The following is a 26786-nucleotide window of genomic DNA, read 5'->3' on the forward strand; positions in this document are numbered from 1 at the left end:
CGCGAAGAACGTGACGGATCGAAAGACCGAAGAACGCGCCGAAGCGAAGACGCACGGCGCAACGCCGGGAAACGAGGAGAAGGGGACGGGCAAGCACGCAGCGTTGCCGCGAAAGGCGGCTACGGCGGGCCTGTTGATGCCGTCGGTGCTGACGGGCGTGGCCGTTGCGCTGGTCGTGGCGCAATACCAGCCGCTCGTGTTCAACCCCGACGCATACGCATCGACCGAGCAGGCCACGGCCGAGATCAAGCCCGTCGAGGTGACGGCGGAACGCCAGGATGCGCAGCCCGCCACCGATGCGAACTATAGCGCGGCGGACTACGGGATCGATGCCTCCAACCTGAAGGACGGCACGTACACCGGCTCCGGGCAGGGATTCAAAAGCACCATCACGGTGGCGGTGACCATCAGCGGCGGGAAGATCGTCGCAATCGAAATAGTGTCCGCGGGCGACGATGAGCCGTATTTCAGCAATGCGAAGGGGCTGATAAGCTCGGTCATCGCTGCGCAATCGACGTCGGTGGACACCATTTCAGGAGCAACCTACTCTTCAAAGGGCATCCTCGTCGCCATCAAGAACGCCCTTGAAAAGGCCGCAGGCGGAACGGGATCGGACACGGGCGCCTCATCCGCCCCGGCTTCCGCCGCCTCGAGCAAAAGCCACGCAACGCTGAACCCGACCCAGGTGCCGGCGGACGGTTACGCCGACGGCACTTACTACGGCGAAGGAGAAGGTTACAAAAGCACCATTCGCGTGGCCGTGACCATCGCAGGAGGGAAGATCTCCAAGATAGACGTCCTCTCCCAAGACGATGATGCCGCATATTTCAACCGCGCGAAATCGCTGATCGCAACCGTCGTCGACAAGCAAACGACGGCGGTCGACACGGTGTCTGGCGCAACGTTTTCCTCGGAAGGCATCTTGGCCGCTGTCGAAGACGCCTTACGCCAAGCGGCAGTCAAGACCGGCAACGGCACCGCGGCAGACAAACCCTCGGGCGATTCCGGCAACACGGGAAGCGGCGACTCGCCGAGCAAGCCCGACGTCGACAAGCCTTCGCAAGGTGGGCAAACCGAGACCCGCTACCTTGACGGAGATTACACCGTATACGTGAAGTGCGAGAACACCGAGGACCCCGACGCGTTCGAACCGTATTACCTGGCCATGACCGTTACGGTCGAAAACGGCAAGGCATCCGCGATCAAGGACGTGCACGGAACGAACAAGGCGACCGACAAGGACGCGGTGCTCGAGGAATACGACGAATCGAACGATGCGTATCTTGAATGGGCGGCGTTCGGACGCGTCGTTCGCGGCAAGGAGTACGTCGGCGTCGTCAAGCAGCTGATCGATCTGCACGCGGCCCCGAGCAACGTGGACGTCGTATCCCGCTCCACCTATTCCTCGAAGGCCATCGTGAAGGCATACGAGAAGGCGCTCGAGCTGGCCAACGAAGCCTACAAGAAGGCGAACCCGTCGGACGACGCCGCAACGGGCGATGCCGGCGGCTCGGACGCTGCGTCCGGGAAGGGCGAAACGGGCAGCGCCTCGAACAGCGGAGGCGAGGCCGACCGTGCTTAACCTTCTCGCACGCAAGCGAAACCTTATAGCGAAAACCGTGAACGTTGCGGTTATCGGAGCGTTGGCGGTCGGCTTCAGCCTATGGGCCGCCGACGCCAACGCCGCCGATGCCATGGTTCAAAAGCAGATCCAAGAGGCCGAGCGCGCGGCAACCCGCGGGCCGTATGCCGTCGACGGCGTGTTCACGGGCACCGCCCAAGGATACGGCGGGCCGGTGACCACGCAGGTCACCGTGAAGGATGGCTACATCGACGCCGTTCAGGTCGTGGACGCCCCCAACGAGGACGGCCCCTACCTGGAACAGGCCGTCAAGCTCATCGACGACATGCTCGCCAGGCAAACACCGAACGTGGACACGGTATCGGGCGCCACGTTCTCGTCGGCCGGCATCATCAACGGCGCGGTTCAAGCGCTTGAAGCAAGCAACTCCGGTCAGGCAGGCGCCGCAACATCGGCAGAGGATGGCGAATAGCATGGCGAAGATCAAGACGAAGGCCCTGGCGCGCCATCGCCGCCTCATCCTGGATCGCGGAGTGCGCTGGGCGGTGCAGATCGCGTTCTTCATAGCGTTCCCCGCCGTGTTCAGCGCAGCGTTCAACGGCGTGAAATACGCATTTACCCAGATCGGCGCCATGCAGCCGATCGGACTGAGCGCTTTTATCGTCACATTGGCGGCGGTGCTGGCGTTCACCGTGGTGTTCGGCCGCTTCTTTTGCGGCTATGCCTGCGCGTTCGGAACGCTGGGCGATGCCCTGTTCGCCTTGTTCTCCCCCGTGCGCAAGAAGCTGGGCATCGGCGCCAGGAAACCGCTCCTGCCCCCGAAGCTGCAGCGTGCGCTGCAGCTGCTGAAATACCTGGTGCTGGTCGCCATCTGCGGGCTGTGCGTCGCGGGCTCGTGGTCGAGCGTCTCGGGGTACAGCCCCTGGACGGCGTTCGCGGGCATCATCGCCGGCAACGTCGACGGCGTTGCGACGGGCGCGTTCGCCATCCTCGGCGCCATCGCGCTTGGCATGCTGTTCGTGGAGCGTTTCTTCTGCCAGTTCCTCTGCCCGCTCGGCGCGGTGTTCAGCCTGCTGCCGGTGCTCCCCTTCTCCGCTTTCCGCCGCGATACCGCGCGCTGCGCGAAGGGGTGCGGGCTGTGCAAGCGTTCGTGCCCGGTATCGGTGCACCCCGATCCCGATGCGCTTGCCGCGGGCGAGTGCATCTCGTGCGGCCGATGCGCCGACGGATGCCCTCTGGAAAACGTGGCGATGCTGCGCGTGCCCAATCCGAACACTACGGTGATGTCGGAGCTCGCGGAAGCGCCCGGCGCCAAGAAAGCCCAGGTCAAGAAATATCTTGTGCGTCTACGCGGCACCGAAATCCCCTTGGTGCTGGTCAAGGCCGCAGCGCTTTTCGCGTTGTGCTGGTTGTTCATATAGGAAACGAAAAGGATTTGGTCGATGGAGAACGGAACGCTCTCGCGCCGAAGGTTTCTCATGCTTGCGGCGGGCTCGATGTGCGCGATGGCCGCGCCCGCATGGCTGGCAGGCTGCTCGGCGGGGCAAGACGACGAAAACGACGGCGCGACCGCAAACGACGGAGCCGATAGCGCAGCTTACGAGGTCCAATCCCTCACGCTGTTCCTATTCGACACCGTCATCCAGATCAGCGCGTTGTGCGCGCCCGAGCTGATGGACCGCATCTCCGAGCGCTGCCAGTTCTTCGAAGACCGCTTCTCGCGCACGAAGGAAGGCAGCGACATCTGGAACATCAACCAGGCGCACGGTGCGCCGGTGGAGGTCTCCGAGGAAACGGCGCGATGTATCGAGGCATCGCTTGCGTATTCCGAGGCTTCGGGCGGCCTGTTCGACATCAGCATCGGCGCCGTTTCCAGCCTCTGGGATTTCGTCGAGGGCGTCAAACCCGACGACGAAGCGATCGAAGAAGCGGTCAAGCACGTCGACTACCGCGCGATCTCGGTCGACGGCACCACGGTGACGCTCTCCGACCCCGACGCGATGCTCGACCTTGGCGGCATCGCAAAGGGGTTCATCACCGATGACTTGGTCTCCATGTTGCGGGAAGCAGGCTGCAAAAGCGCCATGCTCTCCCTGGGAGGCAATGTCTACGTGCTGGGGGAAAGCTTCCGCGGCGACGACTGGAACGTTGGCGTGCAAGACCCGAACGGCACGGCGAACGACGTGATCGCAAGCATTCCGGCACGCGATAAATCCCTGGTCACGAGCGGGCTGTACGAGCGTAGCTTCACCGTTGGCGATGTGCTGTACTACCACATCCTCGACCCGCGCACGGGATACCCGGTGAAGACGGACCTGGCAAGCGCCTCGATCGTGTCCGACAGCTCCACCGATGGCGATGCGTATTCCACCACGCTGTTTTTGATGGGCCACGACAAGGCCATGGAACTGCTGAACTCCGATGAGCGCTTCAGCGGCCTGCTGGTGGATATGAACGATACGGCCACGGCGTCGGACGGCTCCGGGTTCACGCTCCTGAGCGAATAGAAGGAGGCAGATGCAACATGACGGTTGCTCAAAAGAAGGCATACAGGCGAATGAGGCTCAACGTCGTTGCGGTGCTGGTCATTGTGGCGGTCGCGTTGGCCGTCGCCGCAGCCGCCAACGCCCTCGGCAGCGCGGTGGACGCGCGGACCGCCGTCATCCAAGATGCCGACGGCAACACCTTCACGATGCCGCTTTCCCAAGATGACGTCCTTACGGTGGCTTCGAGCGCCGGCACGAACGTGATCGAGGTGCAAGCGGGCAAGGTGCGCGTGAGCGAGGCGGATTGCCCCAACCAAGACTGCGTCGAGCAGGGCTGGATCTCTAAAGCGGGCCAGCAAATCGTGTGCCTTCCGCATAAGCTCGTCGTGAACATAACGGATGAGGACGCCGCATCGGCCTACGATGTCGTCGGGCAATAGCGGGTCGGACGCTTCGCTATGGCCGTAAATCCCCGCATCATCGCCACTCAGCGCCTTGCGCGCATCTCGCTTTTGAGCGCGCTCGCGCTTGTCCTGAGCTATATCGAGACGATGATCCCGCTCCCCGTGGCGCTGCCGGGCGTGAAGCTCGGCCTGGCGAACGTGGCGGTGGTGGTGGCGCTCCTAGGGATCGACGTGCGCGCCGCGGCCGCAGTCGCGGTGGTGAAAGTGGTGGCATCAGGCTTCCTGTTCGGGTCGCCGACGATGCTCATGTACAGCCTGGGCGGCACGGCGCTCGCGTTCGCGGGGAGCGCGGCGATATCCCTGATCCCCGGCTTGGGCGCGGTGGCGACGTGCATGGTGGCGGCGATTTTGCATAATGCGGGCCAGATCGCGGTCGCCGCCCTGCTGCTGGGAACGCCATCGGTCCTGCTGAGCTTGCCGCCGCTCGCTTTGGCGGCATGCGCCACAGGCTTCGTCACGGGCGCCGTCGCAACGGGCGTGCTGGCGTCGCAGCCCGACAACCCATATGCAGCCGAAAGCATCGAAATCCCGCGGCCCCGCATGAATAGGCGCGCGCCTTCGAGCGGTAACGGCTTCACGCCGCTTGCCGCCGGCGTTGCGACGTTTGGAGCCTATCGCCCCGGAACGACGACGGCCCACAAGCTGGACCCACGCGCGAAGATCGTATTCGCGGCGCTGTTCATCGCGACGGCATTCGTCGCGCAAGGTGCGCCGGCATTGCTTTTCCTGCTTGCGGCCGCCATGGCCGTGCAGGCGGCCTCCGGTTCGAGCGCGCATGCGGCGCTGCGCTCCTTGAAGCCGTTCGCATGGCTTATCGCCTTCGTCCTGGTGTTCGATACGCTGTTCGTGAACTCGGGCGATGTCATCTGGTGCGCAGGCCCGGCGACGATCACCGCGGGCGGGGTATCATGCGCGATCGAGAACGTGCTGCGCTTCGTCTGCGTGCTGCTGGGCACATCGGCGCTCATGACCACCACGTCGCCGACGCAGCTCACCGACGGGTTCTCGCTGATGCTACGCCCCTTGGACCGCTTCGGCGTACGGACGGCGTCCGCCGGCTTGGCCATGAGCATGACATTGCGCTTCATCCCCACGCTGACGAAGGAGTTCAACAGGGTGTGCGTCGCCCAGATGTCGCGCGGCGCCGATTTCGCAAACGGCGGCGTGCTGCAGCGCGGCCTTGCGCTCGTATCCGCCCTCGTCCCCATGTTCGCCAGCGCTCTGCGCCGGTCGGAATCGCTCGCGTATGCGGTCGAGGCGCGTGCGTTCGGGGCCGTCGACGCTTCGCGGACCTGCCTGCGCGGCTACCGCCTTCGAGGTATCGACTGGGCGGCCCTTGCGCTGGCGGCGGCGCTCCTTCTCATCGAGCTGGCGTTGCGATGATCGGCTCGATCCGCTTCGCCGATACCGGCACGACCGGCCCCAAACGAAGGAGCAGGAGCCGGCGCGGTTGATACGAGGTTGACGCGAGGGAGATGCGAAGCCGTTCTGTTGAAGTCCGGGCTATCCGGTTCGGAACCGCTGCATTTGGCGCGAAGGGGGTGCCGGGGAAACGCACCAGGAACGCATGCCCAGGGGCGGACCGCCGCGTTTGCCGCAAGCGGGACAGCCTTATGCCTGCTTGTCGGTTTTCACCACGAAGCCGAAGTAGATGATATGCCCGATCCACACCGCCGCCAGGATGATGCGCCCGGCGGGGACGCGGCCCATCAATGCGAAGCCGACCGCCAGAAGCACCGTCACCGGGACGAGGATGGTCAGCTTAGCGCACAGCGTCATGGAGCGCTTGGTCACGTAACCCTCCAGCACCTGCTTGTACACCTTCGTGCCCTTGAACCAATCGTTCAGACGCGTGGAGCTGCGGGCGAAGCAGAACGCCGCCACCAGGATGAACGGCGTGGTGGGCAGGATCGGCAGCACCACGCCGGCCATCCCCAACGCAAAGCACAGGAAGCCGCCAACGGCCCAGAAGGTTTGGCTGACACGGTGGCTACCGCCCGAGCATGCCGTTTCCGCCGATCGGACGGCATCGGAATATGCCGGGCCGGAAGACGCCGCCTGCTCGATCAAGGCAATCTGCTCGTTCACGTCTCACGCTCGCTAACTGTTTCTAATCGCTAACAAATCCTGAGAAGTTTACCACGGGTTCTTCAGTGAGGCAACCAAGGCAAACTCTTTGGCGCCAGCTGTCTCCTATTATCGCCAGCGGCCGCCTTGAGCTATTCGGGCCACTCACCAGGCATCACGGCAAAACCCCGATCGAGCACGGATCAACGGCTTCGCTTTAAGGCAGACTGCGTCGTTTTGCTCGGCCCCGGCAACCGCGTCCCATGATGGCCACATTGAAGTTACCCGCGGCTATCCGTGTGGCGGTTGTGCGGAGCCGGGCGGTTGCGGGCGATTGACGCTTGCGCTCGAACGGGAGGCCGAGTATTCTATAGCTATTGAGATTGATTCTCATTAACGATTCCGCCAGAACCACTACTTCAGACGAGAAGGAGTATCACCATGAATAAGCGCACCGAGCTGCCCACCGCAGAGAATTCCTCCAACTTCAACCGCGTCGCCGGCGCCACCTGCCAGGTCGGCACCACGCTGGAGAACCTGAAGGCCGCCGTGTGCGGCGAGACGGGCGCTTCCGCCAAGTACGCCGCCTGCGCCAAGCTTGCCAAGGAGAAGGGCTACGAGCAGCTGGGCCGCCTGTGGGAGGCCACCAGCGCCGCCGAGCAGGTGCACATCCGCCTGGAGGCCGGCCTGGTCGAGGAGCTTGAGCCGGGCTACGAGCGCCCCACGGCCGACGCCCCCGAGCTGGAGGAGATCGACCTGAACCTGATCGCCTCCGCCAACGGCGAGATCTTCGAGACCTCCGACATGTACCCGGGCTTCATCGCGAAGGCCCAGGAGGAGGGCAACGACAAGGCCGTCCAGGTGTTCACCAAGGCCAAGCTGGCCGAGGCCGTGCACGCCGAGCTGTACCTGCAGGCGTACAACAACATCGACGCCGCCGATGACGACTCCTACTTCCTGTGCCCGGGCTGCGGCTACATCGAGAAGGGTTCCGCCGCCCCCGAGAACTGCCCCATCTGCGGCGCTCCCGCCAAGGTGTTCAAGCAGTTCTAAGCTGCAGGCAAACGATTCGAGAAGGCCGCCCACCGGGCGGCCTTTTTGCTACCGAGCGACTCCACGCGGGCGGCTCGCACGCGGGGATTCATCCGAAGGTACCTGCTTTGATAAGAACAAGGCAAGTAGATGATAAGTACGTGATAAGTAGAATCAGCGACTCGGAATTGCGTTTTCCCAGGTCAAACGATTTCGGCACCAAAGCAAGCCGCGAAAATGTAATTGAGTGATAAGAAGAAACCAGCATCGCACAGGCGGCCGCCCGATCGGGCGGCCGCCTCGCTATCTACTTCCCCATTTCCAGCAGCACCTCGCCGTCGAGCGATTCCACGCGGGCGGCGCGCACGCGGCCCGCTTCCAGCTCGATGAAGCCGACCGATGCCGGGAACCCGCCGCGCGGGCGGCTGCAGCTTCCCGGGCAGATGAGCAGGCTGGCCGGATACGCATCGCGTCCGGTGAGGATCTCGGGGATGTGAGTGTGCCCGTGCACGCACACCTGCGGCAACGGGTCGCCCGGCGCAATGGCGCGCGATCCGTTGAAGCCGATGCGCACGTCGTTGGGGTAGTGAGCCACCAGAAAGCGCACGCCGTCGATGACCGGATAAGCGAACCGCGTCACGTTCTTGCCGTACTCGTCATAGTCGTTATTGCCCAGCACCGCCGTGGTGGGCGCCATGATCTGCAGCTCGCGCAAAATGCCGGGGTCGCAGATATCGCCCGCATGGATGATGTGATTGCAATACGCCAAAGCGCCCAGCGCCGCATCGGGCAGGCATCCATGCGTGTCGGAAATCAAGCCAACCAGCTTCATAGTGCGACTCCTTCTTCTAACGCGCCGCGGACGGGTGGAACACGGGGACGCCCCTACTCTTTCTCCACCAGATCGATCAAATCTTGGTGCGAGTGAATGTCCAGCTTCGCGTATATGTGTTTGACGTGGGCTTTTACCGTGTTGCGCGATACCACCAGCTGCTCCTGGATGTAGGCGCGGTCGCGGCCGCGCGCGAGCATCTGGAACACCTCGAGCTCGCGCGGGGTCAGGCCGTACTGGCTTGCCAGCGCCTGACAGCGCTCATCAAACGTCTCCTTCGGTGCTTCCACCACGGCAGTTTCCACCGGTGTCACGCCGTCGATGGCCTCGCGGAAGCTGAAGTTCTTCAGCCCGATAAGCGCGTACCCCACGAACAGCAGTACCAGCACGGCCGCGAACACGTCGAACAGCGGCGTGCCCATACCGGCCAACGTGTTGGCGTGCACGCCCACGGCCGCGCCCAGCGTGGTGCCCAGGCTTGACACGCCCCGGCCCCAGGCAAACGCCGCCACTGCACCGCGGCTGTTGCGCGACGCCACCGCAATAAGCACCAGCCACGCCACCATGTCGAACAGCGTGTTGCCCGTGCTCAGCAACAGCACTGTTGCCGTTTTCGACCCTTCAATTTGCATGGTCATGGCAAGGAATCCCGCCACGATGAACAGCACCGACACTTGCACCAGCAGGTCGGTGGGGAACCGTTTGCTGGACAGCAGCACCCAAATGGCCACCACCGCCACAGGCAGGATCACGAAGAACGACGACAGCGGCGCGCCGTCAACCTCGCCGAAACGCAGCGAGCAGCCAAACGCCACACGGAACAGGAACAGGCACACGAACAGCTGACTGGCCAGCGGCAGAAACGACGACGGGCGCGTGACGGAAAAGTCGTGCGGCGCTTCGCCGGCCTGCGTTTCCTCGAACACCGGACGCGCGTCGCGCCACGAAAGCGCCCACGCCGCAAACGGCGCCACCAGGAAAAACAGCATGCCGAACCATACGGGCAGCAGCCACGCGAACGCCGAGGCCGCGCACTGCACCACAAACGCCAGCGGCACCAACACGCTGGCTTGCGCAAGAGACAACCGCGAAGCAGCAATGCCCGCAACAAGAATGCACCACGCGCGGCCAACAGCAAGCGCGCACGATGCCAAGACCAGCAGTGGAACACCACCAAGCCCCAGCGCCAACGGCAACGTGCACCCCAGCGCCAATAATGCAAGCGCACCGATGTTCAGCGCATTCACGCGCAAAACCGCAGGTCGGAAGGTTGCAACAAGGCCCAGCGCTATCAACGCCACCGCATGCGACGTCACAGAAATGTCGCGCGCATAGGCGAACACGGCATCGAAGCCGGGGAACACCGAAACGTTCATGAACGATGTGGTGGCAAACGCCAGCGAAAGCGCGGCGAACGAACGCCAAAACGCCGGCGTGAACAAGTCGCGCACGTTAGCGCGGCCGGCTTCGGTATGCAGCTTCTTATCGGTCATGCCCGCATTCTATCATGGCGATATAGCGAAAGCGCCGTGCACCCAAAGGTGCGCGGCGCTTCATACGCTAACTTCCCGGCTGGCCCTACGCTTGGCCGGTTGCGGCCAGCATGCCGGCGCGGCGGCCGAACGTCATGGTGCGGCCGCAGGCCAGGCCCGTGAACAGGTTCGGGTAGCTTACGCTGAAGAAGCCGCCCGAGCAGTCGCCGGCCATGTACAGGCCCTCGATCTCAGAGCCGTCGGCGCGCACCGGGTGCATATTCGTGTTGATGCGCACGCCGTCCAGCGTTGCCAGGAACCACGCGCCCGTGCGGATGCCGTAATACGGCGGCGTCTTCAGCGCCATCAGGCGATACGGCTCCTTGTTGTAGTCCTCGTCCTTGCCGTTCTCGGCCATCTCATTGTAACGGTTGAACGTCTCCACGAAGTTGTCCACCGGGATGTTCAGCTTCTCGGCAAGCTCCTCGGGCGTGTCGGCCTTCTGCAGGTAGCCCTTCTCCAGCAAGCTGTCGAACAGGGCGGGCATGTCGTCGATCGAGCGGTTCGACGGGCTGCCGTTGTCGAACGGGTACAGGCGGCAGCAGCCAACCTCGTTCATCTGCTTGACCTGCGCGGCGTAATCGCTGTCGAAGATGTCGCAGTACGTGTGACCAGGCTGCATGATGGTAGAGTGCAGCATGTAATCGTACGGGCCGGACTCGTTGCAGAAGCGCTTACCGTTGAGGTTCACCTTCATGAACGGCTGCTCGCCGAACCACCACCACTCGCCGACAACGCCGTCGCCGGCCAGCTCATCGGGCTTGACGCATGCGCGGTTGAACGTGCACGCCGCACCCAGCGGGTCCATCTCACCACCGCACCACAGCGCAGCCTTGATGCCGTCGCCGGTGGGGTTGCCGCCCTTGCCGGGAGCTGCAATGCGAATCTTCTGGTTCCACGGCTGGCGCGCCTGCATCATTTCAAGGTTGTTGCCGTAGCCACCGGTGGTCAGAATAACGCCCTTGCTCGCGTTGATGCGGATGTAGTGGCGGTCCTTCACGTCGCGAGCGATGATGCCGGTCACGCGGCCATTCGCGTCCTGCTCGCACTTGATAAGCTCAGTTTCCCAGCGGAACTCGGCACCCTTTTCCTCGGCGTATTCTTTCAGAGACACGCCGAACGTGAAGTTCTTGTCCTGCTTGCCAAGCTCGGTCTTGTTCGGGGAATGGCCGGTTGCCCACGCCTTGTCACGTGCGCCCTGGCCCTCGGTGCCCACGGAGCCCTCGAAGTCCATGCGCAGGCGGCCATCGCGCTCAACAATCTCGGTCAGCCAGTCGAGCATGGCGCCGGATTCGTTGGCCCACAGCTTCACCAAGTCGTAGTTCACAAAGCCGTTCGCATAGCGGACGATGTCCTCCATGGCTTCCATCTTGTCGATCTTGAACTGCGGATACTCGTCGAACGAGGCCAGCTGCAGCTTCGAGTCGATGGCGCCGATGTCCTCACGCGGGTTGCTCACCTTCGAAACGCGGTCGATGCCCAGTACGCGCGCACCGTTTTCAGCTGCAGAGATAACGGCCGGCAAGCCGCCGGTTTTGCAGCCGCACACGACCACTTCGTAGTCCAGCGTTTCGGTGATGTCGCGCTCGGCAATTTCGGGCGCCTCGCCCAGCCAGCCAGTTGCGCTTGCCTGACCAGCGGTTTCGCGCACCGGCTCTTCGCTTTCGGCAACCGCGAAGCCGTTGCCGCAGCCCGTGAGCGCGCCCATGGCGGCCGCGCCGATGGCCGTGATGCCCGCACCCTTCAGAAACGTGCGGCGATCGAGTCCGTTATGCTGCATGAGGAGCCTCCCATCCCTCGGGCATGTTCAGGTCGTGGCACTGGTTGCACATAAGCACGCTGGTTTCGTGCGCCTTGTGGCAGTCGCCGCACTCAAGCGCCAGGTCCTGGTGGCTGCTGTGCGGGTTGTACTTCTCGTCGTTGCCCTCAAAGCCCCAGGTTGCGGCCACAACGTCGTCCATGTTGTGGCAGCCGCTCTTCGCGCAGAACTCCTCGCTGGCCATGTCGGCGCCGTCAGCCAGCTTCGCGCCGTCGGCCGTCATCGGGTAGTCATCGGCAACCCACTTCATGGCCTCGCCCACCTGCTCGGTGATAATGGGCTCGTGGCAGCTCAGGCAGTTGTTGCCCGCCTCGGCGTGGGCAGTCACCAACATGCCCTTGTCGCCGGAGTAGTACGTGTCAACGTAGCTGTCCATAGGACTGTGGCAAATGGAGTTGCAGAAGCTGGGCGTTTCGTGCCACACCCAAAAACCTGCACCTGCCACCACGATCACGGCAGCCACGACGCCGCCGATGATCCAGCCGCGCTTGGCCTTGCGCTTCGGGGAAGGCGTTTGCGCGCCCTCCGCGGGCTGGGAGAACTTCTCGTCTTCAGCCATTCGTTCCTCTCCTTTTCCTTGAGACCTTCGGCAAGCCCGGCGGGTGCGACGACGCTCGAGGAAGACGTCCGCGACCGGATGGCGACCGCATGCTGGCGAAAGCGACGCACTGCGCCGTGCCCCGCCCGCCGGACTTGCCGCGGGGCCCTCCACGGCCCCACCCAACGCGCACATCATGCGCCCGCGCAAGCGCGCACGCCTAGTACCCCCGTGGGGTAAACTTCGCGTTTACCCAGGTGAGAGCGGGGTAAGGAAGCGCAGAAGACCCCGCCGCGGGCATGCCGCGACGGGGTCTTCGTGAGGAGGTGAGAGTTGAGAAAAGGTTCGAGGGATCAGGAGGAGCCGATCCGGAATCGCTAGCTTCGTCGGAGAGAAGCCAATCCGCTACCGCGAGTCGCGCAAGGGCAAGCGCCGCTCGCGATCGGCCGGAATCGCTGCTCGACCCAGTTAGTCGATCGAGATGGAACGCGAGGTTTCGGGCTCGGGCTTGGCAATCTTCTTCGGCACGTCGATCTGCAAGGTGCCGTTGTCGAACTTGGCCTTGATGTCGCCTTCCTCGATGTCATCGCCGACGTAGAAGGTACGGCTGCACTTGCCGCTGAAGCGCTCCTGGCGCACGTAGGTGCCCTTCTTGTCCTCGGTCTCCTGCTTGGTTTCGGCGGTGACGGTCAGGTAGCCGTCCTTCAGCTCCGCCTGCACGCCTTCCTTATCGAAGCCCGGCAGGTCGATGGTCAGCTCGAAGCCGGTCTCGGTTTCGCGGATGTCGGTGCGCATCAGGTTCGGCGTGGTCTTCACGCTCGGCGCCGCCATGGTGCCGAAGAAGTTCTCGAACGGATCGGTCATAAGGTCGTTGAAAATACGATTAGAGCGGGGTACCAACATGGACATCATCGTCATCTCCGTTTCTTGGGGCGAATCTCGCTGCCCGGCACCGGCCGATCCCCGGTCGGGCGCCGATGCCCGATGCGCTTGTCCGACAAGCGGTTGCGCTGCGTTGCGCAACGGCCGTCGAGCTTGCGAACGGGCCGGCAGGTTGTTCCGCCGCCGTTTCGGTTGCTTTCGTTGCGGCCCCGTTCAAGGGGCCGTTCCTTTGAACAGTTATTGTTATAGTCCTCGCGTTAGCACTCTGCAAGCGAGAGTGCTAACGCGTTACCTTCACGTCATTTTCGCGTCACGATGCGGGAACTTGAGGGGCCGAAGGCGCCCGCAAACCGCGCGGCAAGCGAAGCGCGGCCGACGAGCCACCCGCAAGCGTCGCGCGACCCCGACCCCATCGCCCGCCCCCCATCTTCACGCGGCGTTCATGCTTCTTTAAGGCTTCTTTCAGGACGCGCACCTACTATATGAACCGTTCCTTATCCCTTCCCTTTACGGATCGCGCCCTCCCATCCGCGATCCGGCCGAGCGGAGTCTCCCACTCCCGCTTGGCGCGCGAGGCGCGGGATTCCCGCTCGCGCCCGCCGAATCCCATGGCGCCGTCTTCCCATCGGCGCCGCTTTCGCCGCCTCGTCTCCCATCCCGGGGCGGCGAAGCCCATCGCGGGGTCTCCCTCCCCGCATCGCAGAGGACCACCGCGGCTTCCCACCGCGGCGGTCCTGCGTTTAGGCGGGGAAGCGCTCCGCCCGCGCTTGCGCTACCATGTCGTTAATCGACAGGAAGGAACCCGCTATGCGCGAAACCCCGCAGCTGAAGCATATCGAGCAAGTGTCCGATGGCTGGATCAAGAAGTACATTCTCACGTACGTGCTGCCCGACGGCAGCGACTACATATATGAAGCGGCCTCGCGCAAGGGCCTGGAGGCGTATCGCGCCGAGCTGGCGCGTCTTGAGGCGCGCAGCAACACGGCCATCGCGGCCATCGACGAGGGCGCCGACGATTTCGGCGCCGCAGCCATCGCCGCGGCCGAGCAGGCGACCGGCACCAGCGGCAAGCGCACCGCCGACGCCGTGTCCATCGTGCCCATCACGCGCGACGGCAACCTGGTGCTCATCCGCGAGTTCCGTTATCCGCTGAACAGCTGGGTGGTCGGCCTGCCCGCGGGCCTGGTGGAGCCCGGCGAGGACCTTGCCGTGGCCGTGGACCGCGAGCTGCGCGAGGAAACGGGTTACGGCCTGCGCACCGACATCCCGGAAGGCGCCGTGGAGCTGCTGCCGCAAGCCGGACATTCGTCGACCGGCATGAGCGACGAAAGCGTGCAAACGGTGTTCGCCCAGGTGGAGAAGGATGAAGCGGCCCATCCCGAGCACGGTGAGCTTATCGAGGTGTTCACGTTGCCGCTTCGCGAGGTGCCGCGATTCCTGAAGCAGAACCCCTTGCCGCTGGGCACTCGTCTGCAGCTGGTGCTGGAGATTTTCGCGCGAAACGCGAAATAGCCCGCGCTTTACGCGAAGCGCGTGTGCGGCCGCGTCCCTTCGCGGAACGCTGCGCACACGGCAAGCATCCGGCCGCGCCGCCCGCCGCGAGCATCCGCACCCTTACGCGAAGCGCAGCGCGTGGGTGAAGCCTGCCCAGGACAGCGGGTCGGTGTCGCGCACGAAGGCGCCGAACGTGGGGGCGTGCACGTAATGCGTGCCGCCCTCGTTGCAGGCGATGGCCACGTGGCCGTTGTAGCCGTCGCCGTAGCTGATCCACAGCACGTCGCCGGGCTGCGCATCCTCCACGGGCAGCTGCGCCGCGGCGGCATAGTACAGCGATTCCGTCTGATGCGGCAGCGAGATCCCCACCTGCAGATACGCCCAGCGCACCAACCCCGAGCAGTCGAACGTCTCGGGGCCCTCGGCGCCCCACACGTACGGGCAGCCGATGCGCGAGAGCGCATAATCCACCACCGAGCCGTTAGCCGGAATCGGCACCGACGGGATATTGTACGCATATGCGCGCCTGACCTGCGCCGACGACGCTTGCGCCGCCTCGGCGCGGTCACGGTCCTGCATGGATTCCAGCGCCGCCTTCGCCTCTTCGTCAAGCTGCTGGAGAATGGCCTGCATGGCGGCCACCTTCTCCTGCGCCTCGTTCTTGACGCGCTCGGCCTCGTCGGCCGCCTCCTTCGCCACCTGCTCCTGCAGCTCGAGCTGCTCCTTGTCGGCAGCCACCTGGTCGCGCAGGGCCTTGGTCTCCTCGATCATGCGCTCGTCGTTCTCGTTGAGCGCGTCGTACATGTCCAGGCCCGTGGCGAATTCCTTGAACGACGCCGAGCCCATGAGCAAGTCGATGACGGTGAACTTGCCCGCTTTGTACATGCCCACGGCGCGTTTGGCCAGGCGGTCCTGCAGCGTGTCGATCTGCGTAGAGGCCTCATCGATGCGGCGCTGGGCGTCATCGACGGCGTTCACCGCGGCCTCGTGCTCGTCAAGCGCCTGATAGTAGGCCTGCGCCGCCTCGGCCAGCTCGTTTTGCAGCGACGTCACGCGCTGGTACACGGCGTCTGCCTGCGCCAGCTTCTCCTCGGCATCGGGCTCGTCGGGGTTTTCCTCCTCGGCATCGGGATCCTCCCCTTCGCCAGCGTCCTCGTCATCGGCCCAGGCGGGAACCGTGCCAAGCACCGTGGATGCGCCGAACAGCGCAGCTGCCGAAACGAACAGGCGACGATCGATTTGCGGACGGGGACGAACCATGTGACACCTCTGAAACGCCCTTGCGGGCACGTTGATTGCATTTTGCCATCGGCATTGTAATACACGGTGAACTTTTCACCTGCAACGCCACAGCATTTCCATGCTAGCTTATTCTCGGTTCAGGATGATATTGCGCGGGAGCGCCCCATGTAAGTTCCGCATCATCTGCGGTTCGCGCATCCAAACGGCGCGTTCGCCGGTTGCTGGGGGTGAGCAGGCGGCGAAGCGGGGGCGCAAGTGACGAAGAGATGCACGAACCGTCGAAGAAAGGAAGGGAGCGAAGCAAAAGGCGACAAAGCGGAGAATGCGTACGGCGAAGAGAGGGCGAAATCGCGCGAGAACGCAAAAACCCGCCGCCCTCGAAGGAGGACGGCGGGTTCGATGCAGCCGTATCAGCGTGTTCGCGGCGGATGCGCCGCAAGGAGCACAGCGACGGGCGCCGATTCCGCACCCCGCCGCGCAGGGCACGGAGGCTCCGGTTCTGCCCTACCGTGCGGGAGCTACTTCCCCTTGCGGGCGTCATCCAGGATGTTGAGCGCCATGGTGTAGCCGCCAGCGCCGTAGCCCAGGCATTTCGACACGCGGGCGATGGTGGTTGCCGATGCCCCCGTGGCCTTCTCGATGGACGCGTACGAGTTGCCGGCGTCGAGCTGGCGCGCAACGGCCAGACGCTGCGAGGTCTCGCGGATCTCGCGGATGGTGAACAGATCTTCGAGCAGCAGGAAGATATCGTCCTTGTCCTGGATTTTCGAGAAAACGGTCAGCAGATCCTCTACCTCGGGGGTTCTCAGCTCGCTCATTCGGCATCGCCTTTCCGATTCACCGGGTCCTTTGCTTTTATTGTACTCCATCATGGTGGAGTGCTCGAGAACTCCGCAAACCCTGCCGCAAACGGCATGCGAGCAAGCAAGACGCTCAGGGGGTCGGACGCTTGGGGGACAGCGGGCGAAGACGAACCGGACAGATAAGCCTCCGTCCCCTGAACGTCACATGGGGACGGAGGCTCCTGCGGAATCCGTGCCTCTTACTTTCCGCCGCCTGCAGCAGGACCGCCAGCCGCTGCCGGACCGCCCGTGCCCATGCCGCCGGCTCCATCCATGCCGCCAACGCCCGCAGACGCCGTGCAGCTGGCCGTGATCGCGGTTTCGCTGCCGCCGCTCACCGTGCCGGAATCCGTGTAGCCGTCGGTGTTGGCGTTCGCCACTTCACCGCCGATGACCAGGGTGTATTCGCCGCCTTCAGCAAAAGCCGGGCTCGACGCCAGCACCATGCCGAAGCGCTTGGTGGCCGTGAACGACGCCACCACGTTGCCGCTGCCGTCGACCACGCATACGCTCTGGCCGGCCTCGCCGCTTGCCGAGGCCATGGCGAAGGCCTGCGTGCCGCTGGTGAAGTTTTGCGCCATGCCCGTGGAACCCACCATGAGCACGGTGCCGCCAGCGACGGTCGCGCTGCCGTCGTAGTCGAACGCGCCGTCGCCGTCGCTGGTGGGCCCGGAGACCAGCAGCACACCGCCCGTCACCTCGACGTTGCCGTTGCTGTCGATGGCATCGCCGACGGAATCCACCACCAAGTAGCCGCCGTTGATCTGGATGAGACAGTCGTCATCGGCCTGGCCCATGCCGCCGCCTGCCGCGGGGCCTCCGCCCTGCTGGCCGGGATCGGCGGCACCGCCCGCATTATCGCCGGCCGGCAGCTCGGGCGCGCTTCCGCCCTGCTGAGCACCAGCAGCATCAGGGGCTTGAGCGCCTTGCTGCACGCCCACAGCTTCCGGGGCCTGCCCACCCTGCGGGGCACCTGCGGGAGCCTGGCCGCCGGCGTTCGGAGCCGCTGCCCCATCGCCCTGGCCGGGCGCACCGGGCGTGCCGCCGTTGGGCAGCGTGCTGCTGACCGTATCGGCATCCGCGTCGTCGGACAGGTCGGCGGCGCTGGCGTTCACGCCGTCATCGCTTGCCACGATGTGCGTGTCGCCGCCGTTGACGTAGATCTTCTCCGCTTCGTAGCCCTCATAACAGCTGGTCACGTTCACGGTTCCGTCGTCCACGGTCAGCTTCGTCTCCGCATGGAACGCGTCGTCGCCGGCGCTCACCTCTATCGCGGAGCCCAGCAGATGCATCTCCAAATCGGAATGGAACGCGTCATCGTTGGCCGCCACCGTCAGCGAGCCGCCCGCAAGACGGACGAGCGTCTTGCCCTGCACCGCATCGTCGCCCGCCTGGATGGCGAACGTGCCGCCGTCGATGCTCACGAAGCCCTTCGTCGGCTTGTCGTCCTTGTTCGACTTGATGCCGTCGCCGCCGGCTTCGATGACGAAGATGCCATCGCGGATCTTCACGCAATCGCGACCGCGCAAGCCGTCTTCCACAGCGCTGATGTTGTACGTTCCCGATACAACTACCAGATCGTCCTTCGAGCACACCGCGTGGCGATACGCGCTCGTCACGTTCAGCGTCCCGGACCCGTTCAGCGTCAGGTCGCAGCGGCTGAACAGCGTGGCATACGGCTCATCGGAATCATCTTCCAGCGCATACGACGACCCATCGGACAGGCTGTTCTCCGTCCCTGCGTCCAAGGTGACGAAGCACTTATCCGCGTTGCGCACGTAGATCGCCGAGCCGTCCTCGTTATGAATGGTCGCGCCCGTCAACACCAGCTGCACCTTGTCATCGTCGCCGGCGTCGACCAGCAGCTGCCCGTCGGTCAGCTCGCCCGACACCACGTACGTGCCCGCCGACGAGATGACCACGCCGTCGGCGGACGCCTGGGCGCCCGTCCCCTGCACGCTGGCCGAATCGCCGGACAGCGTGATGACGGTCGCCGACGACGCGTCATAGGAAGCGTCCAGGTCGCGCTTGGAATAGTCCAGGTCAAGGGCGCTTTCATCGAACACCGCGGCAACCTCCTCGAACGACGCGTAATCCGCGTCGGAAGCGCTTGCCGCAGCAGCCTGCTCGGACGCAGCCGAGTTTTCCGCATCCGTCGAAACCGCCGCGCAGCCTTCCATCGCAATCGCGCCGCTCGAGGCCAGCAAGGCGATCGCGCCGCACGCCAGGCGCGTCAGCCCGCGCACGTTGGTACGCTCCGGCACCGATGATCCACCCACCGCCGGCGCAGCGCCGCAGCCCTGTTCCTCGTCTTCGCGCGCCGCCAGGGCGCGTCGGTTCGCAAACCAGCCCATTTAGAGCACCTCCTTGGAAATCTGCGCGTTGCTCAGGCTGACCTTCAGGTTCCCGTTCAGGCAGCGCACCTCGTCCATCAGGCGTTTCTCGACCCCGGGCTGCGCCAGGCGCACCCGATACTCAAGCTGGTACAAACTGCCCATGTTCGTGGTGCAAACCTCGGTCAGCTCATGCTCGGCGGTATAGCGCGCCAGCACGGCGTCGAACATCCCGTCGAACTCCAGGTCCTCAGGCACCGTCACGCGGAGCATCTTCTCCGGCTGCTGCGGCCGTCCGAACGGCGACAGCACATACACCACGTTCACCACGCCCACGATGAACGTGAACAGCACGGCCAGCGCGATGAACCCCATGCCCGTGGCCAAGCCGATGGCCATGGCAAGGAACACGCTGCCGATATCCTTCGCGCTGCCCGGGATGCTGCGGAAACGCACCAGGTTGAACACGCCCATGACGGCGATGCCCGCGCCAAGGTTGCCGTTGACCAGGGTGATCACCATCTGCACGATCAGCGGCAGCAGCGCCAGGGTCACCACGAAGTTCTTCGAATACTTGTGGCGGAACATGTAGATGCAGGCCACGGCCGCGCCGAGCACGATGGACGCGGCGCAGCACATCAGGAACTGCACGGTGGACACGCTTGCCACCAGGGAATCGGTCGTTCCGAAGACCGAGGAGAGTGCGGAATCAAGCACAACGATCATCCTTTCGGGAGGTCAGGGACGGGAAAGCGCCGCGAGCAAAACGGACGCCGGCAAGACGCTCGCATTCCTGGTAGGCGGCTCCGTACTTGCTGAACGACGACGGGTACGCCTGGCACCCGCCGAGCACCTCGACCAGCCAGGACGGATAAGCGCCGGCGGTCTTCACCTCCATGATCGTCTCGCCCAAGCTCAGAAGCGGATGGAAGGTGCTGCCCGCCTCGCGCTCGCCCGCCAACACGTCGCGATACGCGACGCCCGAGTCGAACGTGATGCGCAGCTCATCGGCGTCGGCACCCGGCACCGGGGCGTACGCCGTGCGCTCGCACACGATGTACATGGAAGGCCGCAGATTGCGATAACGCTCTGTGAACGCATCGATCTCGCGAGCGATCTGGATGCTGTGCAGCGTGAGCGCCTCTTCCTGTTGCAGCTGGTCGGACAGCGGATTCTGCACGCAGGCGTTCTCGTAGGGCACGCGCCCCATCAGGTACGCGTACGCCGCCGTCAGCGAGCATCCCACGCGACGCTTGTACACGATGCCGTCGTACTTCTTCTTGATTTCCACATACACGCGCTCGCCCGAAGTCGGCGTCCCGTACCAGCGCACGCGCAGCTTCTCCTTGTACAGGGGTTTTTCCAGGCTGCGCGCGATTAGGTCGCGCGTCGGCGTGTCGAAGTACAGGCTGGTGATGCGCGTGCGGCCGTACTCGTCGGCGGCCATGCGCCCCGCCAGCGCATCGAGCACTTCGCGATGCTGCTTCGCGTTTAAGCGGTATTTGACCTCTTTGCGTTCAAAGGTGTCGGTGAATGAAGCCATCGTTTCCTCCCAAGGGCCCACGGCCCAGGCTCGGGGAACATTTCGAGGCTAGATACTACGAACACACCCTTAAAGTTGACTGAAACCTTACATTCGGTGCTACCTGCAAAGCGGCGCCGGAAACACGAAAGCCCGCCGGCGGCGGGCTTTCGAGCGTTGCGGTCGCAATCTTCCGGGATCGGCGTTATTCGGGCTTCTTCGCCACGTGGACTGAGGCGATGCCGCCGGTGTAGTTCTTCCAGGTGACGTCCGTGAAGCCGGCGTCCTCCATCATGCGGGCCAGGCCCTGCTGGTTGGGGAACGCCTTGATGGACTTCGACAGGTACACGAAGCCGTCGCGATCGCCCGTGATCAGGCCGCCCCAGAACGGGATGAGGTGCTTCAAGTAGAAGTTGTACAGCGCGCGCCAAACAGCATTGGGCGGGGTACTGAACTCAAGGCACACCAGGCTGCCGCCGGGCTTGAGCACGCGATACATCTCCGACAGCGCAAGCGGGCGATCGGGCATGTTGCGGATGCCGTAAGCCATGGTGATGGCGTCGTAGCTGGCGTCGGCGTAAGGGATGTCCTGCGCGTCCACCACCTCGAAGTCCACCGGCACGCCGTCGGCCGCGCCGTCGGCGTAATGCGCGCGGGCCACGTCGAGCATCTCGTTCACCAGGTCGGTGCACTGGATATGGCGCGGGTGCTTGGCGCGCGCCACGGTGAAGCTGACGTCGCCCGTTCCGCCCGCAATGTCCAGCACATCATCGTTTGCGCTGATGGGAGCCTGCTTCATCATGCCCGCCAGCCACATTTTGTATGCGCCGAAGCTGGAGATGGCGTTGAAACGCTCGTACTTCTTCGCGATGGCGGAGAAGATGTCCTTCACGCGTTCGGACGAGATCTCTGCCGGCGCTTCCTTGCCGGTGGCGGTATCGATGGCCATGCGGTGCTGCTCCTTGCGTATCGTGCGCGCCCGGCGAACCCGGACGCGTTTCATCAAGCTGGCCCTGAGCGGGCCGTTCGTTCAGCATTCCAGTATAGCCGTTCGCGCAGCCGCGCCGCGCGTTCGGCATGAAGCGAACACGCAAGCTGCGGTTGTTAGTACTCCTGTTCCAGGTCCGCGTGGGCCTGCGCGTCGGTTTCAAGACCGTAGAACTTCCCTTGGCGGAAGCGGTCGAGCGCCACCAGGGCGATCATGCCGGCGTTGTCGCCGCAAGCGGAAAGCGGAGGCATGACCAGGCGCACGCGCATCTTCTTGCACAGCTTCTCGTACGCCGCGCGCAGCACGGGGTTCGCCGCCACGCCGCCGCCCAGGCAGAACGTGGGAGCGTCCGTTTCGCGCAGCGCCATCTCGGCCTTCTTCACCTGCACGTCCACCACGGCGGCCTCGAAGCTGGCGCAGATGTCCGGCACGTTGAGCTCGCGGCCCGCGGCGCGCTCGTTGTTGATGTAGGTGACCACGGCGGTTTTCAGCCCTGAAAGGCTGAAGCGCATGTCGCCCGAATGCATCATGGCGCGCGGGAACTCGATGGCCTTCGGGTTGCCCTTGGCACCCTGCGCCGACACCACGGGGCCGCCCGGGTAACCCAAGCCGAGCGCCTTGGCAACCTTGTCGAACGCCTCGCCCACCGCGTCGTCGATGGTGGCGCCCAGCACGCGGTAATCGCCCCAGCCGCGCATGTGCACGAGCATGGTGTTCCCGCCGCTGACCAGGGAAACCACCGCCGGAGGGGCGAAATCGGGCGCGCCGATCTTGTTGGCGTACATATGGCCCTCAAGGTGGTTCACACCCACCAGCGGCTTGTCGGCGGCCCAGGCAGCGCCCTTGGCGAACGCCACGCCCACCACCAGCGCACCCACCAGGCCCGGCGCGTACGTGACGCCCACGCCGTCAAGGTCAGCCCAGGTCAGACGCTCCATACCAAGGCGCTGCGCCGCAACGTCCAGGCATTCGTCGCACACGCCGCAGATGGCCTCGATATGCTTGCGGCTGGCGATCTCGGGAACCACGCCGCCGAAGCGGGAGTGGAAGTCGATCTGGCTTGCCACCACGTCGGAAAGCAGGTTGCCCTCGCCGTCGACGATGGCCGCTGCCGTCTCGTCGCAGGAGCTTTCGATAGCCAGGATGAGCGGGCGCTCGAGCTGCGCGGCGGGCTGAGCGGCCTTCTGCGCATCGTGAGCCTCGTCCACGCGAAGCGTCATGCCGGCGACGTCGACCGGGGATTCCTGGATTCCGGCATCCTCGGTGACGGCGCGCAGCGCCTTCGCGTCGGCGGCGCCGCCAACGGCCGAGGAACCGATAACGCCCTGCAGCGGGCCCTCCATGATGACGGCGTCCTCGCGATCGGAGTAGTAATGCGGGCGCTTGCCGATGGAATGCATCCCGAGCGATTCGTAGAACGCCTGCGCGCCGGCGTTGGAAGCGCGAACCTCGAGCGAGCACGTGGTGGCGCCCAGGTCGCGAGCGTCGGAGGCCACGCGGGAAATGAGCTGGCGCGCGATGCCGCGGCGGCGCCACGCCGGATCGGTGCCGATCTTGAGAATCTGCACCTGCCCGTCGATCACCATGCCGCCGGCATAGCCGACCAGCACGGTTCCTCGCACGGGAGAGGCGCCGCCCTCGGAACCTGCGGAACCCGCATCGGGGCCTTCCCCGCTTGCATACGCCGCCCACCAGGTGCGGTCGGCGCGCGGAAGCTCATCGGCCACCAGCGCGGCATTCCATGCGTCCGAGCCCATGACCTGGGATTCCATGGCCGCAACATCTTCGGCGTGCGCAGCGTCGAGCGGCTTGTACGTGATGCCGTGCTCGTCGGGGCGGGCGTTGAGCACCGCCGTGTCGTGCATGGTGGCGCGCTGGTCGCGGCGCGGCGCGGCGTCCTGCACGCCGGTAGCAAGGTTTTTCGGGTCGTTCTTCGCCAGGCGGATGCGCTCGTTCTCCTCGGCGTCGGACAGGCGCGTGTACACCGGCAGCAAGAACGCCGGGTTGTGACGCTGTGCGTCCAGCGGATCGGCCGCGCCCGTGCGCCACGCGTCCTGCAGCGCCAGCAAAAGCCCGCGGCCCGTGGGCGCCCACAGCTCCTCGGGCAGCAGCGTGCCCGCGGGGGCGAACAGCTCCGCGTACTTCGCAAGCCCGTCGCCCGTCAGCTGCAACGCGTCGGCCGCAGCGCCGGAAGATGCTTCGCCGGCCAATTCCTGGGCTGCCACCTGGGCTTTCACCACGCGGTCCGCCTCAAGGCGGCACACGCCCGCATCATCGAGCGCATAGCGGACGGGATAGACCTCCTTGCGCATGGCGTCGGCGACCACGGCCAAGCGGCCGCGCACGCCCGAGGCCCACGCATGCCAGGCCACCACATCAAGAGACGACACGCCCACCAGCGCGGCGCCGAGCGCCTGCGCCGCGCCCTTGGCCGTTGCCATGGCGATGCGCACGCCCGTGAACGACCCCGGGCCGCGGCCGACGCACACGCACGCCAGCTGGCCGCGCTCCACGCCGGCCTCGCGCAGCAAGGCGTCCACCCGCACGAGCAGCTGCGTGTTCGACGCGCGATGCGCCGCCACCTCCACCGCGGCCACCGGCTCCACCGCGCATGCCGCGGCGTTCAAACGGCCCAGCCCGATGGAGATCACCTCGTTCGCCGTATCGAACGCCAACGCATATGCGGTTTCAGGCACAGTGCTCCCCTTGCTTTCGAATATGGTTCCTATATGGCCGGTTTCGCCGCAAGACGCCGCTTGCCGTGCGGCGTCCATCGGGCCGCCTCAGGCGCGGCAGCGGACGATTACATCGTTTCAGCAGGCGAAACGGCGGATTTGCCCTCCGCGACCTTAATCGGCGGGATAGAGCCCGTGTTCATAGGGGCGCCTCCCGGCACGATGAAGCCGCCGGCGCTGGCCGTGGTCTTCGACAGACGCGCCTTCGAGTCGTTGGCCCACACGGTGAGCAGCTGGCGGGCACGGTTTCCCAGCGCATGCGCAAGCACGCGACGGCCGCCGTCCTCCGCCACCAGGATACGAACCTCCAGGTAGCCGTACGGCAACGCGCCGGGGAACTTCTCGCCCCACTCGATGAACGACACGCCGTCGGCGTCGATGGTGTCGTAATAGCCCGTGTCCTCGAGCTCATCCTGCTCGTCAAGGCGATACAGGTCGAAGTGGTACAACGGGATACGCCCCTGGTGGTACTCCAGCAGGATGTTGAACGTAGGGCTGGTAACCTGGGCGGAAATGCCCAGGCCAGCGGCCACGCCTTGCACAAATTGGGTTTTGCCGGCGCCCAAATCGCCCGAAAGCACCACCACGTCGCCCGGATGCAGGTACGGAGCCAGCGTTTCCGCCAGCTGCTTCGTCGCCTCCGTGGACGCGGTTTTACGTGCGTATGTCAGTCCGTTAGCCATAATGCAGCACATCATACGCCAATAGGCGGCAACATGCATCCCGCGCACGAAAACGGCGGATAAGCAGGGGAAAACGCCCGCCGCAAGGGCGGGCGCTCGGCTAGCCTTTCAGGCTTTCCTTCAGCTGGGCCTCGGCGGCGGCCACGGTATGCTGCATGGTCATGCTGGTGGTGACGGTGCCCACGCCGCCGGGAACCGGGGTGATGGCGTCCACGATGGGCTCCACCTCGTCGAAGTCCACGTCGCCGCACAGCTTGCCGTGCACGTCGAAGTTGATGCCCACGTCTAGCACCGTCTGACCCGGGCGGAAGTACTCGCGGCCGTACGCGCGGGCGCGGCCCGTGGCGCAGATGACGATATCGGCCGAGCGGCTGATCTCCTGCAGGTTCTCGGTGCGGCTATGGCAGATGGTGACGCTGGCGTTGCGGCGCAGCAGCATCATGGAAACGGGCTTGCCGACCACCAGGCTGCGGCCGATGACCACCACGTGCTTGCCGGCGATGGGCACCTTGTAGTGCTCCAAGATGGCGACGCACGCCGCCGCGGTGCAAGGGGGGAAGCCGTCCGGCGCATCGGTGAACACCGCCGCAAGCGATGCCAGCGAGATGCCGTCGACGTCCTTCGCCGCGGACAGCGTGTTGCACATGGCCTTCTCGTCCATGAACGTGGGCAGGGGACGGAACATCAAGCAGCCGTGCACCGTCTTGTCATAGTTGATGGATTGCAGCGTGGCCTTGAGCGCGGCCTCGGGCGCGAACTCGTCGAGCACGTAGGGCTTGGTGTGAATGCCCAGGCCAGCGGCTCGTTTGACCGCCGTGCGCTCGTACGAGAGGTCATCGGGACGCTGCCCCAGGCGCACCAGCGCCAGCGTGGGTTTCACGCCCTGCTCCTCGAGCGCAGCGATGCGCCCCCGCATATCCTCTGCCATGCGGTCGACGACCGGCTTGCCCTTCAACAACTCTGCCACGTTTTCTCCACCTTCATCTATCGGCCTGCAGGCCGTTTACGAGACCGCATCCTTCACGAACGCGAACACCGCATCGCAGCGCTCGCGCGTCTGCGCGACGAGCCGGTCGGCCTCGTCGCGGTAGCGTGCGGCGCGTTCGGCGTCGTCGATGGACGCCGCGTTAATGTACACGTTCAGGCTGGCGCCGTCCACCGCGGCTCGGGCGAACGCCACCGAAACGCCCGCATCGCTGCAGGCCATGCGGCTGCCGTTGCGCGCCAGGAAATCGGCATGCTCCACGCACGCAGCGGCCGTGCGCATGATATCCAGCGGCACCTCGGTGGCGCCGATGAGGGCATCCTGGACGGCGGCCTGCTTCGCCGCAAGCTGCTCGGGGGTGTCCTTGGGCATGCGGTAGGCCGTCGCCAGCGGGCCGAAAGCCTCGGCGTCGGCGCCCACCAGCTCGAGCAGGCGCCCGCGCAGGTCCGCCAGCTTCTCCAAGCGCATGTACACTTCGGGTTCCACCTGGGCATACGTCTTCTTGCCCACGGTCAGGTTGCCCACCATGGACGCCAGCGCGCAGGCCAGCGCGCCGCAATATGCCGAGGCCCCGCCGCCGCCCGGCGTGGGGGCCGCCGAGGCAAGCTCCTCGACGAACGAAGTATCCATACGCTTCCTTTCCATCATCAACCGCACAAGCGGTCTGCAAGCTCGACGCCGAGGCCCAGCAACCCTACGAGCAGTTTACCCAGCTGAGTGGCTGGGTG

General features: G+C 65.0%; 24 protein-coding genes. 8 read left to right on the plus strand and 16 right to left on the minus strand.

Annotated features, from left to right (window positions below; all coding sequences use genetic code 11):
• Positions 1–10: 10 nt before the first annotated feature.
• Genes Q0D52_RS06845 through Q0D52_RS06870 form a run of 6 tightly spaced genes read left to right on the plus strand, consistent with a single transcriptional unit; the run spans position 11 to position 5915 of the window.
• Positions 11–1582: an FMN-binding protein gene (locus Q0D52_RS06845; RefSeq protein WP_294381234.1), complete on the plus strand. Its 1572-nt coding sequence runs from the start codon at positions 11–13 to the stop codon at positions 1580–1582.
• A complete protein-coding gene (locus Q0D52_RS06850; protein WP_294381236.1) occupies positions 1575–2054 on the plus strand; it encodes an FMN-binding protein in 480 nt (159 codons plus the stop codon). The genes Q0D52_RS06845 and Q0D52_RS06850 overlap by 8 nt, the downstream gene beginning before the upstream one ends.
• Position 2055: 1 nt before the next feature.
• Positions 2056–3003 (plus strand): 4Fe-4S binding protein, encoded by a 948-nt coding sequence (locus Q0D52_RS06855; RefSeq protein WP_294381238.1) that lies wholly within the window; start codon positions 2056–2058, stop codon positions 3001–3003.
• A gap of 21 nt (positions 3004–3024) precedes the next feature.
• The gene (locus Q0D52_RS06860) at positions 3025–4089 is read left to right on the plus strand and encodes an FAD:protein FMN transferase (RefSeq protein WP_294381240.1); all 1065 of its coding nucleotides are present in this window, start codon (positions 3025–3027) and stop codon (positions 4087–4089) included.
• Between the two features lie 17 nt (positions 4090–4106).
• Complete coding sequence (locus tag Q0D52_RS06865; RefSeq protein ID WP_294381243.1) at positions 4107–4508, plus strand: NusG domain II-containing protein; 402 nt, start codon at positions 4107–4109, stop codon at positions 4506–4508.
• A gap of 18 nt (positions 4509–4526) precedes the next feature.
• Complete coding sequence (locus Q0D52_RS06870; protein WP_294381245.1) at positions 4527–5915, plus strand: Gx transporter family protein; 1389 nt, start codon at positions 4527–4529, stop codon at positions 5913–5915.
• Positions 5916–6143: 228 nt separating this feature from the next.
• Here Q0D52_RS06870 and Q0D52_RS06875 read toward each other — a convergent pair whose 3' ends face one another.
• The gene (locus Q0D52_RS06875; protein WP_294381246.1) at positions 6144–6620 is read right to left on the minus strand and encodes a YbaN family protein; all 477 of its coding nucleotides are present in this window, start codon (positions 6618–6620) and stop codon (positions 6144–6146) included.
• Positions 6621–7040: 420 nt separating this feature from the next.
• Between Q0D52_RS06875 and ngr the strand changes: the two genes are divergently transcribed.
• A complete protein-coding gene (ngr, locus tag Q0D52_RS06880) occupies positions 7041–7652 on the plus strand; it encodes a nigerythrin (protein ID WP_294381248.1) in 612 nt (203 codons plus the stop codon).
• A gap of 286 nt (positions 7653–7938) precedes the next feature.
• Here the strand turns inward: ngr and Q0D52_RS06885 are convergent, their stop codons facing one another.
• The 5 genes from Q0D52_RS06885 to Q0D52_RS06905 all read right to left on the minus strand — a co-directional run bounded on the left by Q0D52_RS06885 (position 7939) and on the right by Q0D52_RS06905 (position 13270).
• Entirely contained in the window at positions 7939–8463 is a 525-nt protein-coding gene (locus tag Q0D52_RS06885) for a metallophosphoesterase family protein (RefSeq protein WP_294381250.1), read from the minus strand.
• Positions 8464–8516: 53 nt separating this feature from the next.
• Positions 8517–9956, minus strand: coding sequence for a helix-turn-helix transcriptional regulator (locus tag Q0D52_RS06890; protein ID WP_294381252.1), 1440 nt, complete (start codon positions 9954–9956; stop codon positions 8517–8519).
• A gap of 85 nt (positions 9957–10041) precedes the next feature.
• Positions 10042–11775 carry an FAD-binding protein gene (locus Q0D52_RS06895; RefSeq protein ID WP_294381253.1) on the minus strand — a complete coding sequence of 578 codons (1734 nt, stop codon included), beginning with the start codon at positions 11773–11775 and terminating at the stop codon, positions 10042–10044.
• Positions 11765–12373 carry a cytochrome c3 family protein gene (locus Q0D52_RS06900; RefSeq protein WP_294381255.1) on the minus strand — a complete coding sequence of 203 codons (609 nt, stop codon included), beginning with the start codon at positions 12371–12373 and terminating at the stop codon, positions 11765–11767. The genes Q0D52_RS06895 and Q0D52_RS06900 overlap by 11 nt, the downstream gene beginning before the upstream one ends.
• A 447-nt stretch (positions 12374–12820) precedes the next feature.
• Positions 12821–13270, minus strand: a complete 450-nt coding sequence (locus Q0D52_RS06905; protein ID WP_294381256.1) for an Hsp20/alpha crystallin family protein — start codon at positions 13268–13270, stop codon at positions 12821–12823.
• A 771-nt stretch (positions 13271–14041) separates the two neighbouring features.
• Between Q0D52_RS06905 and Q0D52_RS06910 the strand changes: the two genes are divergently transcribed.
• Positions 14042–14746 (plus strand): NUDIX hydrolase, encoded by a 705-nt coding sequence (locus Q0D52_RS06910; protein WP_294381258.1) that lies wholly within the window; start codon positions 14042–14044, stop codon positions 14744–14746.
• A 102-nt stretch (positions 14747–14848) separates the two neighbouring features.
• Here Q0D52_RS06910 and Q0D52_RS06915 read toward each other — a convergent pair whose 3' ends face one another.
• The 10 genes from Q0D52_RS06915 to Q0D52_RS06960 all read right to left on the minus strand — a co-directional run bounded on the left by Q0D52_RS06915 (position 14849) and on the right by Q0D52_RS06960 (position 26688).
• Positions 14849–15988, minus strand: a complete 1140-nt coding sequence (locus Q0D52_RS06915; RefSeq protein ID WP_294381260.1) for an NlpC/P60 family protein — start codon at positions 15986–15988, stop codon at positions 14849–14851.
• A gap of 500 nt (positions 15989–16488) precedes the next feature.
• Positions 16489–16788: a YerC/YecD family TrpR-related protein gene (locus tag Q0D52_RS06920; RefSeq protein WP_294163531.1), complete on the minus strand. Its 300-nt coding sequence runs from the start codon at positions 16786–16788 to the stop codon at positions 16489–16491.
• A gap of 224 nt (positions 16789–17012) precedes the next feature.
• On the minus strand, positions 17013–19166 hold the full coding sequence (locus Q0D52_RS06925; protein WP_294381263.1) for a carbohydrate-binding domain-containing protein: 2154 nt from the start codon (positions 19164–19166) through the stop codon (positions 17013–17015).
• The gene (locus Q0D52_RS06930) at positions 19167–19862 is read right to left on the minus strand and encodes a DUF4956 domain-containing protein (RefSeq protein ID WP_294381265.1); all 696 of its coding nucleotides are present in this window, start codon (positions 19860–19862) and stop codon (positions 19167–19169) included. It lies immediately after the preceding gene.
• The gene (locus tag Q0D52_RS06935) at positions 19855–20688 is read right to left on the minus strand and encodes a polyphosphate polymerase domain-containing protein (protein ID WP_294381266.1); all 834 of its coding nucleotides are present in this window, start codon (positions 20686–20688) and stop codon (positions 19855–19857) included. Before Q0D52_RS06935 ends, Q0D52_RS06930 begins: the two co-directional genes overlap by 8 nt.
• Positions 20689–20872: 184 nt before the next feature.
• Positions 20873–21616, minus strand: coding sequence for a class I SAM-dependent methyltransferase (locus Q0D52_RS06940; protein ID WP_294381267.1), 744 nt, complete (start codon positions 21614–21616; stop codon positions 20873–20875).
• Between the two features lie 155 nt (positions 21617–21771).
• Entirely contained in the window at positions 21772–24351 is a 2580-nt protein-coding gene (gene tsaD / locus Q0D52_RS06945; RefSeq protein WP_294381268.1) for a tRNA (adenosine(37)-N6)-threonylcarbamoyltransferase complex transferase subunit TsaD, read from the minus strand.
• Positions 24352–24458: 107 nt separating this feature from the next.
• Positions 24459–25073 carry a tRNA (adenosine(37)-N6)-threonylcarbamoyltransferase complex ATPase subunit type 1 TsaE gene (gene tsaE, locus Q0D52_RS06950; protein WP_294381270.1) on the minus strand — a complete coding sequence of 205 codons (615 nt, stop codon included), beginning with the start codon at positions 25071–25073 and terminating at the stop codon, positions 24459–24461.
• Between the two features lie 100 nt (positions 25074–25173).
• Entirely contained in the window at positions 25174–26040 is an 867-nt protein-coding gene (locus tag Q0D52_RS06955) for a bifunctional 5,10-methylenetetrahydrofolate dehydrogenase/5,10-methenyltetrahydrofolate cyclohydrolase (protein WP_294381272.1), read from the minus strand.
• A 36-nt stretch (positions 26041–26076) separates the two neighbouring features.
• Complete coding sequence (locus Q0D52_RS06960; protein WP_294381274.1) at positions 26077–26688, minus strand: cyclodeaminase/cyclohydrolase family protein; 612 nt, start codon at positions 26686–26688, stop codon at positions 26077–26079.
• Positions 26689–26786 lie beyond the last annotated feature (98 nt).

This window comes from uncultured Senegalimassilia sp. (genome assembly GCF_934630535.1).
Taxonomy (GTDB): domain Bacteria; phylum Actinomycetota; class Coriobacteriia; order Coriobacteriales; family Eggerthellaceae; genus Senegalimassilia.